15 protein-coding genes and 3 pseudogenes are annotated in these 18,812 nt (G+C 67.6%); 6 read left to right on the plus strand and 12 right to left on the minus strand.

The window, feature by feature from the left end; all coding sequences use genetic code 11:
* Window positions 1–159: 159 nt before the first annotated feature.
* The 4 genes and pseudogenes from GOAMI_RS23800 to fgd form a co-directional block, all read right to left on the minus strand.
* A pseudogene (locus GOAMI_RS23800) lies at window positions 160–633 on the minus strand (flavin reductase family protein); the annotation flags it as partial.
* A gap of 455 nt (window positions 634–1,088) precedes the next feature.
* Window positions 1,089–1,685, minus strand: a complete 597-nt coding sequence (locus GOAMI_RS11825; RefSeq protein ID WP_006436742.1) for a TetR/AcrR family transcriptional regulator — start codon at window positions 1,683–1,685, stop codon at window positions 1,089–1,091.
* A gap of 31 nt (window positions 1,686–1,716) precedes the next feature.
* Window positions 1,717–2,748: a DMT family transporter gene (locus tag GOAMI_RS11830; protein ID WP_006436743.1), complete on the minus strand. Its 1,032-nt coding sequence runs from the start codon at window positions 2,746–2,748 to the stop codon at window positions 1,717–1,719.
* Window positions 2,749–2,950: 202 nt separating this feature from the next.
* Window positions 2,951–4,000 (minus strand): glucose-6-phosphate dehydrogenase (coenzyme-F420), encoded by a 1,050-nt coding sequence (gene fgd, locus GOAMI_RS11835; RefSeq protein WP_051995408.1) that lies wholly within the window; start codon window positions 3,998–4,000, stop codon window positions 2,951–2,953.
* Between the two features lie 160 nt (window positions 4,001–4,160).
* Between fgd and GOAMI_RS11840 the strand changes: the two are divergent.
* Window positions 4,161–6,079: pseudogene (locus GOAMI_RS11840) on the plus strand (ABC transporter ATP-binding protein).
* 97 nt (window positions 6,080–6,176) lie between these two features.
* Here the strand turns inward: GOAMI_RS11840 and GOAMI_RS11845 are convergent.
* Genes GOAMI_RS11845 through GOAMI_RS11855 form a run of 3 tightly spaced genes read right to left on the minus strand, consistent with a single transcriptional unit; the run spans window position 6,177 to window position 7,873 of the window.
* Window positions 6,177–6,470 (minus strand): hypothetical protein, encoded by a 294-nt coding sequence (locus GOAMI_RS11845; RefSeq protein ID WP_006436752.1) that lies wholly within the window; start codon window positions 6,468–6,470, stop codon window positions 6,177–6,179.
* A gap of 34 nt (window positions 6,471–6,504) precedes the next feature.
* Complete coding sequence (locus GOAMI_RS22615; protein WP_081598236.1) at window positions 6,505–6,930, minus strand: YidH family protein; 426 nt, start codon at window positions 6,928–6,930, stop codon at window positions 6,505–6,507.
* Window positions 6,899–7,873, minus strand: coding sequence for an alpha/beta hydrolase (locus tag GOAMI_RS11855; protein ID WP_006436754.1), 975 nt, complete (start codon window positions 7,871–7,873; stop codon window positions 6,899–6,901). The genes GOAMI_RS22615 and GOAMI_RS11855 overlap by 32 nt, the downstream gene beginning before the upstream one ends.
* Window positions 7,874–8,017: 144 nt before the next feature.
* Here GOAMI_RS11855 and GOAMI_RS11860 point away from each other — a divergent pair, with 144 nt between their 5' ends.
* Window positions 8,018–11,896, plus strand: a complete 3,879-nt coding sequence (locus GOAMI_RS11860) for a Pls/PosA family non-ribosomal peptide synthetase (protein WP_006436755.1) — start codon at window positions 8,018–8,020, stop codon at window positions 11,894–11,896.
* Between the two features lie 104 nt (window positions 11,897–12,000).
* On the opposite strand, the gene GOAMI_RS11865 is transcribed toward GOAMI_RS11860, so the two are convergent.
* Window positions 12,001–12,579, minus strand: coding sequence for an HdeD family acid-resistance protein (locus GOAMI_RS11865; protein WP_006436756.1), 579 nt, complete (start codon window positions 12,577–12,579; stop codon window positions 12,001–12,003).
* A gap of 91 nt (window positions 12,580–12,670) precedes the next feature.
* Here GOAMI_RS11865 and GOAMI_RS11870 point away from each other — a divergent pair, with 91 nt between their 5' ends.
* Both GOAMI_RS11870 and GOAMI_RS11875 read left to right on the plus strand, forming a co-directional pair.
* A complete protein-coding gene (locus tag GOAMI_RS11870) occupies window positions 12,671–13,546 on the plus strand; it encodes an acyl-CoA thioesterase domain-containing protein (RefSeq protein WP_006436757.1) in 876 nt (291 codons plus the stop codon).
* Between the two features lie 79 nt (window positions 13,547–13,625).
* Window positions 13,626–14,690: a glycoside hydrolase family 183 protein gene (locus GOAMI_RS11875; protein WP_006436758.1), complete on the plus strand. Its 1,065-nt coding sequence runs from the start codon at window positions 13,626–13,628 to the stop codon at window positions 14,688–14,690.
* Between the two features lie 115 nt (window positions 14,691–14,805).
* Here the strand turns inward: GOAMI_RS11875 and GOAMI_RS11880 are convergent, their stop codons facing one another.
* The 3 genes from GOAMI_RS11880 to GOAMI_RS11890 form a co-directional block, all read right to left on the minus strand.
* On the minus strand, window positions 14,806–15,525 hold the full coding sequence (locus tag GOAMI_RS11880; protein ID WP_006436759.1) for a DUF305 domain-containing protein: 720 nt from the start codon (window positions 15,523–15,525) through the stop codon (window positions 14,806–14,808).
* 70 nt (window positions 15,526–15,595) lie between these two features.
* Entirely contained in the window at window positions 15,596–16,045 is a 450-nt protein-coding gene (locus GOAMI_RS11885; RefSeq protein WP_006436760.1) for a hypothetical protein, read from the minus strand.
* A gap of 19 nt (window positions 16,046–16,064) precedes the next feature.
* On the minus strand, window positions 16,065–17,369 hold the full coding sequence (locus tag GOAMI_RS11890; protein ID WP_040004786.1) for a phosphatase PAP2 family protein: 1,305 nt from the start codon (window positions 17,367–17,369) through the stop codon (window positions 16,065–16,067).
* Window positions 17,370–17,614: 245 nt separating this feature from the next.
* Here GOAMI_RS11890 and GOAMI_RS11895 point away from each other — a divergent pair, with 245 nt between their 5' ends.
* Both GOAMI_RS11895 and GOAMI_RS11900 read left to right on the plus strand, forming a co-directional pair.
* Complete coding sequence (locus GOAMI_RS11895; protein WP_006436762.1) at window positions 17,615–17,830, plus strand: hypothetical protein; 216 nt, start codon at window positions 17,615–17,617, stop codon at window positions 17,828–17,830.
* Between the two features lie 94 nt (window positions 17,831–17,924).
* Window positions 17,925–18,695, plus strand: a complete 771-nt coding sequence (locus GOAMI_RS11900; protein WP_006436763.1) for a deoxyribonuclease IV — start codon at window positions 17,925–17,927, stop codon at window positions 18,693–18,695.
* Window positions 18,696–18,699: 4 nt separating this feature from the next.
* Here GOAMI_RS11900 and GOAMI_RS23955 read toward each other — a convergent pair.
* A pseudogene (locus GOAMI_RS23955) lies at window positions 18,700–18,807 on the minus strand (Rv2253 family sensor-like surface protein); the annotation flags it as partial.
* Window positions 18,808–18,812 lie beyond the last annotated feature (5 nt).

Raw genomic sequence — 18,812 nt, forward strand, 5'->3', positions numbered from 1 at the left:
GAAGGTTCCGAATCTCATTGATCTCCTCTTTCTCGATGGACCGGCGGGCGCCGGGCGGGTAGGGCGGGATGGCCGGCCGGCGCGATGCGCCGTCGGGTGAGTTCTGGTGGCTGGGGCCTGGGGGAAGGAAGGGGGCGTCGGCTCGGCGAGCCGGCGGAATCCGCTGCGATGGAAGATGATCGGCTCGCGCGGCGTGGACTCCTCCGCCTGCCCGAGTTCGAGGACCTCACCGAGCACGATCACGTGGTCGCCGCCGTCGAGAATGTCCGCGATCCGGCAGTCGAACCAGGTCACCGTCTCACCGAGGATCGGATTGCCGGTGTAAGTCGTTGTGTAGTCGAGGGATTCGAATCGGTCCCCGCCGCTCGAGGCGAACTTGCGGGCCAGCTCCGAGTGCTGCTCCGACAGGATGTTGACCGCGAACGATCCGGTTTCGGCGATCACCGGCCAGGTCGTCGAAGTCCGGGCAGGAGCGATGGCGATCAGCGCCGGCTCGAGCGAGAGCGACATGAACGACTGGAGCGTCATGCCGTGCGGCCGGCCGTCGTCGACACCGGTGACGATCGTGAGGCCGCTGGGGAACTGGCCGACGGCCTTCTTGAACGCGTCGTGGTCGAACGCTTGGGTTGGCATGAACCACCCCTTCCGGAGTTCTGAACCTTTGTTGACACTTTGTTGGACGTAAACCCAAAGGCGAGCATCCTCGCTGCCAACGGGTAGTTCTCAAGTTTTCCGCGCCGTAACAAGCGAACTCATTGGTTACACGGGTGTTAACCGGGGCGGGATTCTAGCCAGTTCCCGACCCGCACATACCGTCGAAATTGAGACACAACTGAACGTTTGTTGGACCTGGAGGTGAGCAGAGAGCGGACATGCACCTGGTAAGACACTTGAGACCCCGGCGTTCAGCTCGGCGAGCAGGGCGTGTCAGCCCGACCACGCCGAGCTGAAATCCGCCCCCGAAAACCGCCCCCGTAATCCGCCCTCCAGCAGGACGCCGGCGACATATCGTCCGTGCCGGACTTACAGAGGGCTCATCCCCGGGGTGCATTTTCGGTGGATGGCTACGGGGGCGTCGTCGATCGGGATCAGGCTTTCGCACCCGCGGAACGGGTCTTCACCTGCGGGTATTCGCGCGACTCGTCGGTGCGGATGATCGCGAGCACGACCTCGCGGAGCTCTGCGTCCGACAAGGACGCGTCACCGACGTTGCGCTGGACCGCCGATCCGTCCCAGACCGCTTCGAGGATGGTGGCCACTCGCGCCGAGCAGTACGTCTCGACACCCGATTTGGCACGCTTGGACCACTTCCGGATGAGCTGCCGGTAGGCCTTCTCGCGGACACCCTGCGCGTACATCTCCCACATGAGCACGACGGATTGGGTGTCCTCCGAAAGCTTTCGCGTCATGTCGACGACTGCGTCGGCGAGATCTTCGTCGTTCCGGACGAACGTGAATCCGCTCTCGTACTTCTCGGAGATGCGGTCCACGTAGTAGGCGAACGCGTCGAGGAGCAGTTCATCGAGATCGGCGTAGTGATAGTTCACGGTGCCCAGCGCGAGGTTTGCTGCGCTGCACACCTTTCGGTGGGTCACGCTCTTGACGCCGCTCTCGGTGATCACCTGCAGAGCTGCTTCCATGAGAGCGGCACGGGTCGCCTCGGACCGCGCATTCTTCGCTTTCATGAGCCCTTCCCCGACATCGACGGAACTGCGATTATCGCACTCCGGAGTCGCGCACCGCAGTGGCACCCTGGGCACCGATGACGCCGGCCGGCGCGACACTCTCGACACCACCGCCTCGGCGGGTACGCGGCAGCAGCCGACGGGCGATCGCCACCCCGCCGATGCACAGCACGCCGCCGATGATGCCGATACCCGTCGGGAGTTCGTCGAGAATCGCCCAGGACATCACGATGACGATCGCGGGAACCACGAGCGTCGTCGCCGCCATCGCGCCCGCATCCGTGCGCGCAAGCGCGTAGGCCCAGGTCGAGAAGGCGATCGCGGTGGGACCGATGCCGAGATAGATCACCGCGGCGACCGCCGACGCGTCCGCGTCGGCGAGTTCGGCGATCGCGGCCGGCGCGAACGGGAGCGTCGCGACGAGACCGGCGAGCGCACCGAGCCAGGTCGCGGTCAGCGCGCCGACCGTGCGGAGCGCGGACTTCTGGATGAGCACTCCGGTCGCGTAGAGGACCGCGGCACCGAGGCCCAACAGGATGCCGAACCAATCGGCGTGTGCGTCGGCGGTGGCCGAACCACCGACCGCGATGAGCACGACCCCGGCGAAGGCGATCGCCATCCCGATCACCAGGTGTCGCGGAAATCCCTCTCCCAGAAAGGGTCCCGCCGCCAGCGCGACGAGGATCGGGGCGAGGTTCACCAGCAGGGACGCAGTGCCGGCATCCAGATGCTGCTCGGCCCAGTTCAGCAGCACGGTGTAACCCGCGAACCAGGCGACACCGTAGGCGATCACGAGACCCAGTGCCCGTCCGCGGGGAAACCACGCGGGGACCGGACGGTCGTCGTCGACGGCAGTGCCCCGTCTCCGCAACCGCACCACCAGCATGATGGCCGTCAGCGGGACGACCGCCGCGAGCAACCGCACGAACGCCATCGACCCCGGCGAGAACGAATCCCCCAGCGCACGAATGCCGATGAATGCCGACGCCCACAACACCACGGTGACCACCGCAGCGAGCGCAGGCAGAGAGACGACGCGGATGCGTGGCGGGAGCAGGGGCACGGTCCCAGCGTCGCGTATCGCGCCTTGAAGGACAAGCGATTTCATGGGCTTCGACAAGCTCAGCCAGCGAGGACGGCTCAGCCAGCGAGGACCGCTCAGCCAGCGAGGACCGCTCAGCCAGCGAGGACGACTCAGCCCGCGGGGGCGGCCCAGCCAGCGGGGACCGCTCAGCCGGTGAGGGCGGCCCAGCCGGCGGAGCGGGTTAGCCGAGCTTGCGCAGGCGCGGTTCCAGGTCGCGCTGGAAGTTCTCCAGGAACCGACGCTGGTCGTGGCCCGGCGCGTGGAAGACGAGGTGGTTGAGACCGGCGTCGGTGTAGAACTTGACCTTCTCCACGGCCTCGTCGGGGTCGGACGCAACGATCCAGCGCTTGGCGACCTGCTCGATGGGCAGTTCGTCGGCGAGACGTTCCATCTCGGTGGAGCTGTTGACGCTGTGCTTCTGCTCCGGTGTCAGTGACAGCGGCGCCCAGAAGCGCGTGTTCTCCAGTGCCAGTTCGGGATCGGGATCGTAGGAGATCTTGATCTCGATCATCTTGTCGATGGCGTCGAAGTCCCGTTCGGCCTTCTCCGCACCTTCCTTCACCGCCGGCAGCAGCTTCTCGGTGTAGAGCTCGGCGCCCTTGCCCGAGGTGCAGATGAAGCCGTCCCCGGCGCGACCCGCATACCGGGCGACGACCGGACCACCGGCGGCAACGTACACCGGGATCGGTTGTTCCGGAACGTCATACATGTACGCACCCTGCGTGTGGTAGTACTCGCCGTCGAAGTTGACCTCGTCGCCGGTCCACAGTTCACGCATGAGCGTGATCGCCTCGCGCAGGCGGGCGAAGCGCTCCTTGAACTCGGGCCACTCGCCCTGGAAGCCGGTGGCGTATTCGTTGAGCGCCTCGCCGGTGCCGACGCCGAGCATGATGCGGCACGGGTACATGCAGCCCATCGACGCGAAGGCCTGGGCGATGACGGCCGGGTTGTAGCGGAAGGTCGGGGTCATGACCGATGTGCCGATCTGAACACGCTTGGTGCGCTCGCCGACGGCCGCCATCCACGCGAGCGAGAAGGGAGCGTGGCCGCCGTTGTGCCGCCACGGCTGGAAGTGGTCGCTCACCGCGACCGAGTCCAGTCCGTGTTCCTCGGCCGCGACCGCGATCTCCACCAGCTCGCGCGGGTCGAACTGCTCCGCCGATGCCTTGAAACCGAGCTTGAGTTCTGCCACGAGCCTCGCCCCTAACCGTCGGCCGTGCCGACCTGACATTCCCTGGTCGATCCGCTGATCGTGATCGCCGTCTGTGACCTCAGTTACCAACCTAGAGCATGGGTGGCGGGACGCCTCTCGAGCTCCCGGCATGCACCTCCACCCGCATCCGAAGGGACGAGTAGACATCAAGTTCACTTGAAGTCCTACCCTGGGCGACATGAGCATGGAGTCGGTCGCCTGGGACATGATGTACAAGTCGTCGACCTCGCCGGACGGTAAGCGGTTGCGGGGGGATCGGCGTACGACGCTGCGTCGGATCAGCGGGTTCGCCGGCCCCCATCGCCGCCGGATAGCGCTGTTCCTCGTGCTGTCCGTGTTCACCGCGGTCCTGACGGTGGTCACGCCGCTCCTCGCCGGACGCGTCGTCAACCTCATCACCGACAGCGGGTCCGAGGCGATGATCGTGGGTCTCGCGGTGACGATCGCCCTGATCGCCGTCGCCGAGGCGGCGGCCGGAATCGGGGTGCGGTGGCTGTCGTCGAACATCGGTGAGGGCCTCATCCTCGACCTGCGTCGCGCAGTCTTCGACCATGTCCAGCGGATGCCGGTCGCCTTCTTCACCCGCACCCGGACCGGCGCCCTGGTGAGCCGGCTCAACAACGACGTCATCGGCGCGCAACGCGCCTTCAGCGACACGCTCTCGATGTCGTGTCGAACATCGTGACGCTCACGCTGACGCTGGGCGTGATGATCTACATCAGCTGGCAGATCACGCTGCTCGCCCTCGTGCTGCTGCCGATCTTCGTGGTCCCGGCGCGCCGGATGGGACGCCGGATGGCCGCCCTGTCGCGTGAGGCCGCCGAGCACAACGCCCGGATGTCCACCCAGATGACGGAACGGTTCTCCGCACCCGGAGCCACCCTGGTCAAGCTGTTCGGACGTCCCGACCTGGAATCACGCGAGTTCGCCGACCGTGCGGATCGTGTGCGCGACATCGGTGTGCGACGCGCGATGCTGCAGGCCTACTTCTTCACCGCGTTGACGCTGGTCTCGGCTCTCGCGCTCGCCCTGGTCTACGGGCTCGGGGGATGGCTTGCGGTGAACGAACATCTGTCGGCGGGTGCGGTCGTCTCGCTCGCCCTGCTCCTCACCCGCATGTACGCCCCGCTCACCGCGCTGGCGAACGCACGGGTCGAGATCATGAGCGCGCTGGTCAGTTTCGAGCGCGTCTTCGAGGTCCTCGACCTGACACCGCTGATCACCGACGCCCCGGACGCACGCCCGGTCCCGGGCACCGAGAGCGGCCGGCCGGTCCCGGTGTCGGTGCGCTTCGACGACGTCTCCTTCGCCTACCCCGCCGCCGACAAGGTCTCACTGGCATCACTGGAAGAGGTTGAGCAGCTGGACAACCGGGCGGGTACGACGGTTCTGCACCACGTCGACCTCGATGTTCCCGCGGGCAGCATGGTGGCTCTTGTCGGCAGTTCGGGTGCCGGCAAGTCGACGATCGCGAGTCTCGCGACCCGGCTGTACGACGTCGACGAGGGCTCGGTGCAGCTCTCCGGCGTCGACATCCGCGACCTGCAGACCGCGTCGGTGCATCGCACCGTCGGCCTGGTCACCCAGGACGGCCACCTCTTCCACGACACCGTCCGCGCCAACCTCGTCCTCGCCCGACCCGACACCTCCGACGAGGAGATCTGGGACGCGCTGCGCCGGGCGCGTCTCGACGAGCTGGTGGCGTCGTTGCCCGACGGACTCGACACCATCGTCGGTGAACGCGGATACCGGCTCTCCGGCGGTGAGCGCCAGCGGATGACGATCGCGCGGCTACTGCTCGCGCAGCCGTCGGTGGTGATCCTCGACGAGGCGACCGCACATCTGGATTCGACCTCGGAGGCGGCCGTTCAGGAAGCGTTGGGCGAAGCCCTCGAAGGCCGGACCTCGATCGTGATCGCACACCGACTGTCGACGATCCGCGCGGCGGACCAGATCGTGGTGCTCGAAGCAGGACGCGTCGTCGAACGCGGCGATCATCCGACGCTGCTGGCGCGCAACGGACGCTACGCCGAGCTCTACCGCACGCAGTTCGCCGACGACGGCGACGCGAACGAGGACGACCCGCTCACGGCGTAGGGCTGCGACGTCATCTCACGAGGCCTTCGAGGCTCGTCGCTTCGCTCCTCACACCTCAGGCAGCAGGGGGTGGCTCGTCGCTATCGCTCCTCACACCTCAGGCAGCAGGGGGAGGGTTGTCGTCGAGGTCGTCGAAGTTGTCGATCAGCGGGCGCCGGGGGCGCTTCGGGCCCTTGGCGCGCTCTGCGCGTTGGCGGCGGATCTGCAGCACGATCAGCACGATGTTGACCACGATGATGGCGATCCCGACGGCCACCCAGAACCAGCGGCCGTCGCGCCACCAGTCGACGGTCAGCCAGCCCAGGCAGACGATGAGGATGGCCGCGCCGATGCTGGTCATCGTCGTCGACAGCGTCTGCGCGCCGCGGGAGAAGTCGGGGCCGGTACTCACGGGAACTCCTGGGTAGGACAGGTCGGGATGGCGATCAGGTCTGGATCACGACGACAACCGCGATCAGGATGGCCACCCCCACTATCGCAGTGACGACGAACAGGACCTGGGCCGGGCCCGGCATCTGGCCACCGTGTTGGAGCACGTGCATTGTGCGTTGCCAGCGCCACGCACCGATCACGGCGAGAGAGCAACCCAGAGCGACGAGGACGAGACCCAGGACCAGTTCGAACACCGGACTGTCGATGTCGGGGGCGAGGTAGACGATCGCCATACCTGCCGCCATGAATCCCATCGCGGTCCGCACCCACGCGAGGAGCGTGCGTTCGGCGGCGAGGGTGAAGCGCGCGTCGACCGCACCGGGCGGGGCGTCGGTGGGTGGCGCGGCGGTGGGGACGGCACCTGCTTCGGTGCCGGGGCGGCTTTCGTCAGCCGACCCGTTGGTCCTCTCGGTCGTCAGTGCTCTTGCCCTCTCGTATCGCCTGTTTCGCGAAGGTCGCGGTCACCTCGATCGCGTGGATGGTCTCCGGGTGATGCGAGGCCAGCACCGGGAACGCGTGCACCTGCCAAGCGTAGCTGTGCGCGAGGGCCTCGATCCCCGCCTGGTCGAGAATCTCGACCAGGTCGATGACGTCCGGCTCCAACATCTCGCCCTGGGCAGTGACCATGACCGTCGGCGGGAACTCGTCCGGATCGAGATCGGAGATCCGGCGCACCCCCGTCAGCGGCACGGGACCGCGATCGAACTTGGGGGCCAGCTTGGCCATCTTCGACTTCGGCAGATAGGCGTCGGAGCGACTGGACCGGTCCGGGTTGGTACCCAGGTCCACGTCGAGCAGCGGAGAGAAGCCGATGAGCGCCGCCGGGGCCGGGAGTCCGCGCGCGGCGACGGCCTCGACGACCTTGGCCGCCAGGAATCCGCCCGCCGAATCACCGGCGACGATGACCCGCCGATAGTGGCGTTCGTTGATCAGTTCGGCGTACGCGTCGATCGTGTCGGCCACCGATGCGCCCACCCCGGCCTTCGGCAGCTGCCGGTACTCGAGTGAAAACACCGGGATCTCGCAGGCGCGCGCCAGCCGCGCGGCGATCGAACGGTGGGTACCGAGACCGCACACGACGAAAGCGCCGCCATGCAGGTACAGCATCGCCGTGTCGCTGTCCCGGCGCGACGGACCGGAGGGCATGATCAGCTCCGTGGAACGACCCGCGAGGGTCAACTGCTCGCGGACGACCCCGCGGGGTTTGGGTCCGACCGCCATCAGCCGGTCGATCAGGAACAGACCGGCGAGGCCCGCACTGTTGACCGGCCACAGGGTGAGCATCGGCTTCAGGAACAGGCGCGATCCGAGCCAGAGAGGATATGACAGGAGACTCGGCCGCCGGTGATGGACGATGGGCATGGAATTCCTCCTGGTCTGAGCCGAAGCTACACCCTCAGCCCCCCTCCTGTATCCGGTAAACGCCGGGGAAAAACATTCACCGGGCCGAGCCCTGCTGGTCACCTGGGTCGGCTATATTCTCGAACTCGTGACTAGACGGTGGCTGTGACGCAGGTACAGATCTCTCCTCAGTTCCTGCTGTCCGCGCAGGCAGACGATCCGCGGACCCTGTGCGACGTCCTCACCGAGACCGCGCGGGCACACCCCGACGCCGCCGCGATCGACGACGGCGACGTCACCCTCACCTACGGCCAGCTGCTGGCGCTGATCCGACGCACCGTCGCTCGTCTCGCCGAGGTGGGCGTCGGGCACGGCAGCCGCGTCGGCATCCGGATGCCGTCCGGTTCACGCGATCTGTACGTCGCCATCCTGGCCACGCTGTACGCCGGTGCCGCCTACGTGCCCGTCGACGCGGACGATCCCGATGAGCGCGCCGAACTCGTCTTCGGCGAGGCCGACGTGGATGCCATCGTCGACGCCGACGGTCCGCACGCGACGAAACCCGCCGGCACCGCGGTCGCGCCGGCGCGTCCGACACCCGACGACGACGCGTGGATCATCTTCACCTCCGGCTCCACCGGGACCCCGAAGGGCGTCGCGGTCACCCACCGCAACGCGGCCGCCTTCGTCGATGCCGAGGCACACATGTTCCTCGCCGACGAGCCGATCGGACCCGGTGACCGTGTGCTCGCCGGGCTCTCGGTCGCGTTCGACGCGTCGTGCGAGGAGATGTGGCTGGCCTGGCGCAACGGCGCCTGCCTCGTTCCGGCACCACGATCGCTGGTGCGCAGCGGCATGGACCTGGGGCCCTGGCTGGTCGCGCGGGACGTCACCATCGTCTCGACCGTGCCGACACTCGCGTCGTTGTGGCCACCGGAGGCCCTGGAGGCGGTGCGACTGTTGATCTTCGGCGGCGAGGCCTGCCCGCCGGAACTCGCCGATCGCCTCGCCGTGCCCGGACGCGAGGTGTGGAACACCTATGGACCCACCGAGGCGACCGTGGTCGCGTGCGCCGCCCCGCTCGGCGGACCCGGTCCGGTGCGCATCGGATTGCCTTTGCGCGGATGGGATCTCGCGGTCGTCGACGCCGACGGCCGGCCGGTCGACGAGGGCGAGGTCGGCGAACTGGTCATCGGCGGCGTCGGACTGGCCCGCTACCTCGACCCGGCCAAGGACGCCGAGAAGTATGCCCCGATGCCGACCCTGGGCTGGGAACGCGCCTACCGCAGCGGCGATCTCGTGCGACTCGAGTCCGCGGGCCTGATCTTCATGGGTCGCGCCGACGACCAGGTGAAGGTCGGCGGGCGACGCATCGAACTCGGCGAGATCGACAATGCCCTACAGCACCTGCCCGGTGTGAGTGGCGCCGCCGCCGCGGTCCGCAAGTCCGCGGCGGGCAACAGCCTGCTCGTCGGCTACCTGGTCTCCGCTGATCCCGACTTCGACGTCTCGGCCGCGCACGCCGAACTCACCCGCCACCTGCCCACCGCGATGGTCCCGACCCTCGCCCTCGTCGACGAATTGCCCACGCGCACTTCGGGAAAGGTTGATCGCGATGCGCTGCCCTGGCCCCTGCCGGGCAGCAGCAGACCAGTGGATGAGGATGTGGAACTCGGTGAGACCGAGTTGTGGCTGGCCCAGTTGTGGACCGATGTGCTCGGCATCCGGATCAGCAGCCCCGATGTGGACTTCTTCGCCGAGGGCGGTGGTTCGCTCGCCGCCGCACAGCTGGTGACCGCGATCCGTGGACGCCACCCGGACATCTCGGTCGCCGACCTCTACGACCATCCCCGTCTCGGCTCGATGGCCGAGATGCTGGACGCGCGCAGACCGACGACGAACATCGTCGAACGTCATGTGAGACCGACACCGCGCGCCACGGGCGTCGCCCAGGTCGCGCTGACCGTTCCCCTGACAACCCTGACCGGTCTCCAGTGGGCGACCTGGCTCGGCGTCGTGAACAACCTGGCCGCCGTCGTCGCCGACCGGATGAACCGCTCGGTCCCGTGGCTGGTCGAGGTGAACTGGTGGGTTCTGCTCGTCGCGTTCCTGGTCTTCATCACGCCGCCCGGCCGGATGTTCATCGCGGCGTCGGGTTCCCGTCTGCTCCTCACCGGCGTCACCCCGGGTGAGTACCCCCGCGGCGGTGGCGTGCACGTGCGGCTCTGGGTGGCCGAACGACTCCTGGACGCGAGCGGGGCGGCGAACCTCTCCGGCGCGCCGTGGATGATCTACCTCGCCCGCGCTCTCGGCGCACAGGTCGGACGGGGCGTCGATCTGCACACGATCCCGCCGGTCACCGGACTGCTGACGGTCGGGGAAGGCGCCTCGGTCGAACCCGAGGTCGACCTCGCCGGTTGGTGGATAGACGGCGACGTCGTCCACATCGGGGAGATCGCGATCAAACGCGGGGCGACGATCGGCGCACGGTCGACGCTCATGCCGGGAGCCGTCGTCGGGCGCGATGCCGTCGTCGCGCCCGGTTCCGCGGTGTTCGGTCGGGTCAAGGCGCGCCAGCACTGGGCCGGCTCACCCGCGATCAAGGTGGGCAAGGCCGCACACCCCTGGCCCGATCACCGTCCGCCGCGCGCCAGTGCCTGGGTGCCGGCGTACGGCCTGTCCTCGCTGGTCCTGGCCGCCATCCCGCTGGTTTCGCTGGCCGCGGGACTCGCCGTCATCGGCAGCTGGGCCCTCTCTGCGGACCGGTTGCGCGACGCCGCGGTCCGTGCGCTCATCCTCCTGCCGGCCGCGACCCTCACCAGTCTCGTCGTCTTCGCCGCGATCACCGCAGGACTGGTACGCCTGGCATCGCTGGGGTTGAGCACCGGCTACCACCCGGTGCGATCCCGGGTCGGTTGGCAGGTGTGGCTCACCGAACGGCTGCTCGACACCGCCCGCACCTATCTGTTCCCGCTCTACGCCAGCCTGCTGACACCGATCTGGTTCCGCGTGCTGGGCGCCAAGGTCGGCAAGAGCACCGAGATCTCGACGGCACTCGTGCTGCCGCGCTTCACCACCATCGGCGACGGCGCCTTCCTGGCCGACGACACGATGGTCGCGTCGTATGAGCTCGGCGGCGGCTGGCTGCACATCGACGAGGCGAAGATCGGCAAGCGCTCGTTCCTCGGGAATTCCGGGATGACCGGGCCGGGCCGCAAGGTGCCCAAGAACGGCCTGGTCGCGGTGCTGTCGGCGACGCCGAACCGCGCGAAGTCGGGGTCGAGCTGGCTGGGCAGCCCACCGGTCCGCCTGCGCCGCACCGCCGCCGAGATCGACACGTCGCGCACCTTCGACCCGCCGACGAAGCTGAAGGTCGCGCGTGCCGTCGTCGAAACCCTGCGTCTCGTGCCGGTGATGGTGTCGTTCGGGCTCGGTGTCGGCATGTTGTTCGCGCTGCAGTACGTCGCCGTTCACGTGCACTACGGCATGGCCGCGCTGGTGAGCGGACTGTTGCTGCTCGGGGTCGGCGCCGTTGCCTGTGGCACCGCGGCCGCCGCCAAATGGCTCGTCGTCGGCCGCATCACGGTGAGCGAGCACCCGCTGTGGAGTTCGTTCGTCTGGCGCAACGAGCTGTCGGACGCGTTCGTCGAGACCGTGGCCGCGCCGTGGTTCGCCAATGCCGCCACCGGGACACCGATTCTCAACCTGTGGCTTCGTCTGCTCGGCGCCCGGATCGGGCGTGGCGTGTGGTGTGAGACCTACTGGCTACCCGAGGCCGATCTGGTCAGCCTCGGCGACGGCGCGACCGTGCAGCGAGGCTGCGTCGTCCAGACGCATCTGTTCCACGACCGCGTGATGGCCATCGACCGCGTCACCCTCGACGCCGGCGCGACCCTCGGACCGCACTGCGTCGCCCTTCCGGCATCGGGGCTGGGCGAATCGGCAACGGTCGGACCGGCTTCGCTGGTCATGCGCGGCGACGTCGTGCCCGCGCACACCCGTTGGCAGGGCAATCCCATCGCCCCGTGGCCGGCGGCGAAGTAGGTTTCGACAAGCTCAACCGGCAGAAATACAAGCTCAACCGGCAGAGAATGATCCGCCGGCCGAGCCGCGACGACCGAGCGCAGCGAGGACGCCGCGTGTCGAGGTCAGACCGCCGGTCCGGCGGCCTCGACCTTCTTGGGGAGCGTCAGGAGCGTCGCGATGGACAGTGCGACCAGCATGATGCCACCGACCCAGGCCAGGACCTGGAGCGAGAAGACCGGCAGGATGATCATCACGATTCCGGCGATCACCGCGACGATGCCCGAGAGGATCAGGAACCAGGTCGGGCTGTGACCGGACTTCGTGACCGCCGCGTAGAGGTCGGCGACACCCTGGAAGATCCAGCCGATGCCGATGAAGACCGCGAGCAGCCAGATCGCGTCGCCGGGGCTGAAGAGCGCGATGATGCCGGCGAGCAGCACGATCACGCCGACCACGCCGAGCAGGACGCGCACTCCCGTACTCAGGAACGACGCCGCGAACGCCTGGTAGATGCGGAAGATCCCGGCGATGATCAGCGAGATCGCGAACAGGATCGCCACCACGACGATGGTGGGTCCCGGCCACACGATCACCACGACACCGAGAACGATGCCGACGATCGAGGTGACGATCAGCGCGGCGCGGACGGCGCCGATCAGTTCGTCGGGGAAATGTTTCGTGTACGCCGTCGCAAATGTCATGGTCGAAGGTTATCGGGAGACGGACCCCGGCACATGCTGATCGCGGGGCCCTGGCACAAACCTGACTGCGGCTACCGGTAATAAGTAACGGATGACCACCATCGCCTTTTTCGAGGCTGTCGAGACCCCCTCGGCGGCGGACCGGCGCTACCGGCCCACGCAGTTCGCCTCCAGCCTGTGGGCGCCGGGCACGTTGAGCGGGCCTGCGGTGTGTGCGCTCGCCGCGCGCGCGGTCGAGGTGGAGTACGGCGACGATCAGTTCCTGCCGGCCCGATGCACGATCGACCTGTTCAAGGCCGCCCGCGACGTCATCACCTCCACACGAACGCGGCTGACACGCTCCGGTGGACGTATCCGGGTCGTCGACGTCGAGATCGTGCAACACCCGGAGGACGGTCAGGAGGTCGTCGTGGCACGAGGGACGACCGTGTTCCTGCGGACCTCGGTCAACCCGCCGGGAGAGCGATGGCAACGGCCGCCGGAGGCGGTGACGTTCCGTCCGCCGAGATCGACGACCACGGACGACGACCTCATCCCGCGATGGGCGTCCGACGCGCCGGGCCGTGCACCCAGGGAATGGGAGTACGAGATGCCCGATCACCAGAACGCCTATCGCAAACGAGTCTGGACTCGCGCGGCCCCGATCGTGCCCGGCGAGGAGCCGACACCGTTCCAGCGCGCCGTCATCAGCGCGGAGTCGGCGAGTGTCATCTCGAACTGGGGTACCACCGGCATCGGTTTCATCAACTGCGACCTCACCGTGGCGATCAGTCGTCTACCCCGTGGTGAACGCATCGGCGTCGAGGCCGACCTCCATGTCGAGGACGACGGCGTCTCGGTCAGCAACGCGGGACTGTACGACGCCGACGGGATGTTCGGGACGGCGCTGGTGACCGCGGTGAACAACGCTGCGGCACAGATCGACTTCACCACCGTCGACACCACCGCACGCTATCGTCCACTCTGACCGTTTTCAGCGTTTCGCCAGGGTAAAGACCTTTTCTTCTGGCCCCCAGCCCCTCTCAGGTCTTGATAAGGTCTCGCCCATGACACGACGCCTTCATCGGCTTCTCCTGGGTCTCGTCGTCCCGACGCTCACCGTTGCCCTGACGACGACACTGGCCGCTTCACCCGCACAGGCCGGCAATGCCGCCGGTCCGGCGTCGATCGTCAATCGCCTGACCGGGCCGTTCGCCATGAACGACACCATCGGGCGCTACAACATCGTCGGCACCGACCTGGGCGTCATGTGGGACAACGGCCGTGGTGAGGTCCTCACCGCGTTCGGCGACACGCAGTCGTTCAACGGGTGGTCGCTGCTGTACGGCGAGCTGTTCTACTGGCGATCCAACGTCCTGCTGCGCAGCGCGGACCGCAATCTGGCCGACGGCATGACCTTCACCTCGCACGCCGGCCGCCCCGGCCACGCGAAGCGACTGCTGAAGCCCAATGTCCGTCGCGAGGTCACCATCATCCCGACCGCGGGTGTCGCCGCCAACGGCAAGCAGTACATGACCGTCATGTCGGTCAAGCGGTGGGATCAGCCGGGTATCTGGACGACCAACTGGTCGGGCCTCGTCGTTTCGAACGACAACGGCGAGAACTGGCGTGCCCTGAACGCCTTCCGCCCGAACGGAGGCGGCAACAAGAAGTTCCAGATGGGCGCCTTCCTGAAGGTCGGCAAGACCATCTACTACTACGGCACCCCGGACGGCCGGTGGGGCGGCGTCTACCTCGCCCGCGTCGACGAGAAGGACATCGAGAACCTCGGTAAATGGGACTACTTCTCCTACGGCCGTTGGGTCCGCAACGACCCCGGCGCCGCGACCCCGGTGATGGGCGCCCCGACCGGCGAGCTGTCCGTGGCCTGGAACGATTACCTCGGCAAGTACATCTCGCTGGCGAGCCAGGACATCGGCGTCACCCTCCGCACCGCCGATAACCCCTGGGGCCCTTGGACTTCCGGTGAGATCGTCGCACCGTCCGCCGACCCGTACACCGGCTACTCGCCGTATATCCACCCGTGGTCGAAGGGCAGCACGCTCTACTTCACGTACTCGATCTCGATCGGCTATCAGGTCTATCTGATGCGGTTGCCCCTGAAGAAATGACGCTGAAGAGATGACCCTGAGGAGATGACGCGGCAACGCTGAGGTCGGCACAACGGGGGTGTGGGGCGGTTCCGGATCTTCTCCGAACCGCCCCACACCGCGTTCTCCGGGTGGTTCAGCCCTGGCCCAGCATCGCCCGCATCTGGTCGATCTCGGCCTGTTGGGTCTTCTTCACGTTCGTGGCAAGGGCTTTCGTGGCCGGGTCGGTGCCGTTGGCCAGCACCTCGTCGGCCATCGCGATGGCGCCTTCGTGGTGACGGATCATGCCCTCGAGCCAGAGTCGGTCGAACTCGGCGCCACTGGCGTTCCGGAGTGCCGCCATCTGCGCCGCGGACATCATCCCCGGCATGCCCCCTTGGCCCATGCCGCCGCCTCCGGGCCCCATGTCCCCGTCGTCCATGTTTCCGTCGTCCATGTTTCCGTGACCCATGTCCCCGTCGTCCATGTGTGCCCCCATCGGGACGCCCCATGACCTGAGACGGGCTGTCATCTGGTCGATCTCGTCTTCCTGCGCGTCCTCGATCGTGTTCGCGAGGGTGATCAGTTCGCGATTCTGCGTCCGGTCCTCGACGAGTTCGGCCATCATCACCGCCTGACGGTGATGCGCGATCATCTCGGTGGTGAACTCGACGTCGGCGTCGTTGTGGGCCGTCGCAGACGACTGACCGGGCGCGGACGAACCGGCCGGGGACGATGCCGCCGGGCGGTCGGCGGAGGTTGTGCCGGAAGGAGATTCGTCGGACGAACATCCGACGAGGGTGAGGGCGACGGCAGCGCCCAGGGCGGTCCCGATCGCGGCGCGGCGTCGAACAGTTGCATTGCGGTGTACAGACATCGGTTTTCCTTGCTGCTGAGGGTTTTCGGGTATGACGACATGGCGGACCCACCGGTCCGCGGACGTCTCCTCAGCAGCGGATCACCTGCAGCTGCAGGTGCGAGCGGATGGCCCACGGGGGCGGACGTCCGAGGACGACGACGCCGCGACGAGCCGGGCGATACCGCGCTGCCGCCGACAGGGACAGGAAGGCCCAGACGAGCAGCACGAGAGCGGCAGTCGGGAGATCGATGTCGGCGGCCCGGGTGAACACGCACCCGTGGTCGTGATCTCCGCAGTCCGCACCGGACATCGACGGGGCCTCACCCATCACCGCGGCATGGGTCATCCCGGGCTCCGACGACGCTGCCGCCGTCTGATGACCGGCGTGGGAGTGGGAGCCGGCACGACCTTCCGCCCCGGCACGGCTCTCCGCCTCGGCCGGACCCGCGACCACGGTGTGCATGAGCATCACCGCGAGCGCGAGCGGAAGGATCAGCCCCCGATACCGTCGTACGGTCCGGGCCCTGTGCCGGGTCATCTGTCCCAGGCTAGCGGGGTCACGACGCGGGCGTCAACACCTTCTCGGCGTCCGGGTCCTCACGTTCGGATTCGGTCCCGGCGGCATCGGAACCGGCGGCTTCGGCCTCGGCGGCCAACCGTTTCCGCCGCGGGATCAGATACTTCCGATCGACGATCTGGTACACCGCGATCACCGCTGCGGCGAGTGCCCACCCGAGCACGATGTCGAAGACGTAGTGCTCGGCGGTATAGACGAGGGCGAACGCCATCGCGAACGCGTAGCCCATGAAGAGCGTCTTGGCGAGCGCCTTCACCCGCGGCCACATGAAGAGCGCGAGCAGCATGGTGAGACCGGCGTGCAGCGACGGGATGGCCGCGACGAGGTTGGACTTGCCCTGACCGAGGGTGACCAGATTCGACGCGGCGTGGATGTTCAGGTAGTTCCAGCCACGCGCCGAGATGCGTTCCACGTACGGTTCCGCGTCGGGATGGGCATTGTCCAAGGGGCCGAGCAGGCCGCCCGGTTCCTTGGCCACGGGCTCGTACATGCAGATCGGGTCACGGGGATAGTCCTGGACCTCGGCCGCGGTGCATCGTGCGGCAGCCCACGGCGGGGCACCCGGGACGAGGGTGTATCCGACGAGGGCCAGGAAGGTCGTCGCGACGAAACAGGCCGCGTATCGGCGCCAGGCCGCTCGGTCCTTGAGCCACAGCCAGGCGGCCACCGCATACGGGATGATGAAGTACGACATGTAGACGACGCTGACGATGACCTCCCACCAGGGTGGGCTCGCCTGCTTGAGGTTCTCCTGCAGCCACACCGTTGGCGTGATGCCGCCGAAGAGGAACGCGTCGAAGTCGATCGCGAGATTCCAGTGCGTCGGCATGCCGACGACCTGCGCGATGTTGCGCGTCCAGTCGTAGAGGATCAGGATCAGGGCGAACGGCGCCCAGTCGAGGATGATCGTGATGAACCTGCGGCGCCCGATGCTGGCCGCCGCCAGTCCGAGGCACATCAGGATGATCAGCCGCGTGCGGTCGAAGGCCAGACCCTCGAGGGCGATGTGGACGCCCATCAGCACGAACCAGGCGGTGACAGCGATGCGTCGGACCATGGTCAGGTCGCGACGGTTCTCGGGTTCGGCCTCCATCTCCGCGGCGGCGGCCAGGTCCTCGAGAACCGGCGCCATCTCCGGCGGGTCGACCTCGGATGCCTCACGGCCGGATTCGGGTCCGGAGAGCGGTTGGCCGGGCTTCGACAGCGTCACATCCGCCGAGTTCGTGTCATCAGGCTTCTGGCCCTCACCGCGTTCCGTGGACCTGCCCGGCCGCGGGAAGCCCACCGACTCGTCAACACTCACCCGACACAATCCCGCCCGTCACGCCCCTCAGGGCACCCACGCTCGTAACCTGCCGTCAGTGTAATGGCCATGTCCCATTCGTGAGCCATCGCAGCACGGCGCGTACCTGCCGGTCGTCGCGACCGGCCCGATCACCCGCCCGGCAACCGGTTTCGGTTGAAATACACCCCGGCGGGGTGTCGTGGATCACACTGGAGTCCGGCAATCCCACTCCAGAGGAGGTCTCGGTGCCCAATCGCTACCTGCGCTACGGCGACCAGCGCTACATCATCACCAAGGAGGCGGAGGCCCGGCTGAACCGCACCCTCGATGCGGTGTATTCCGACGGGACTCGCGGCCATGAGTGGCTGAATCTGTATCACGACAGTGCGGCCCCGTGCCGCCTGCTGATCGCGGCCGGGGTACCGATCACGATCGAGACGGAGCCGGCACCCGACGAGTGACCCGACGAGTCGTCGAATGACCGACCGCGGTGGCCCGTCCATCGGGACACGGGCACCGGCATTGCCGCCCGGATGCGGGCACTATCGTTGACGCATGCGCATCGGAGCACACCTTCGCGAGGACACCGACCCGTTGGTCACCGCCGCCGAACTCGGCATCGACGTCTTCCAGATGTTCGTCACCGATCCGCAGAGCTGGAAGAAGCCGCAACCGAATCCGCATGCGGCCGCGATCCGCGAATCCGACGTCGACGTCGTCGTGCACTCCAGCTATCAGATCAACGTCGCGAGCCTCAACAACCGGCTGCGCATGCCGTCGCGCAAAGCCGTCGAACAGCAGGCCGCCGCAGCCGCCGAACTCGGGGCGTTCGGTCTCGTCGTGCACGGTGGGCACCTCCGTGACGGCGAGGAGTCGGCTGAGGGATTCGCCAACTGGCGCAAGCTCTTCGACCGCCAGGTCGACAAGGGCGGCTTCGGGGTGCCGATCCTGATCGAGAACACCGCGGGCGGCGATCACGCGATGGCACGGACGCTGGAGTCGATCGATCGGCTGTGGGAAGCGGTCGGCGACTTCGAGCAGGCCGGCTTCTGCCTCGACACCTGCCACGCCTGGGCCGGCGGTGAGGATCTCGTCGGACTGGTCGAGCGCGTCAAGGAGATCACCGGACGCATCGACCTGGTGCACCTCAACAACTCTCGCGACGAGTTCGACTCCGGCCGCGACCGTCACGCCAACCTCGCCTCGGGGCACATCGATCCCGAGGTGCTCGTCGCCGTGGCCGCGGCCGCCGACGCGCCGGTGATCCTGGAGACGCCGGCCGAGGGCATCCCCGCCGACCTCGAATACCTTCGTTCAGCGCTCTAGCCGGTCACGACAGATTCCGGCCCGGGGCCGGAGGTCTCACGGGATACGCGGCCACGTTCATGACGACCGTCCCGTCACAGGGTCCGCCATCGATCGTGGTGCGCCATACGCCTCCGA

The sequence above is a fragment of the Gordonia amicalis NBRC 100051 = JCM 11271 genome, assembly GCF_000332995.1.
Taxonomy (GTDB): Bacteria; Actinomycetota; Actinomycetes; order Mycobacteriales; family Mycobacteriaceae; genus Gordonia; species Gordonia amicalis.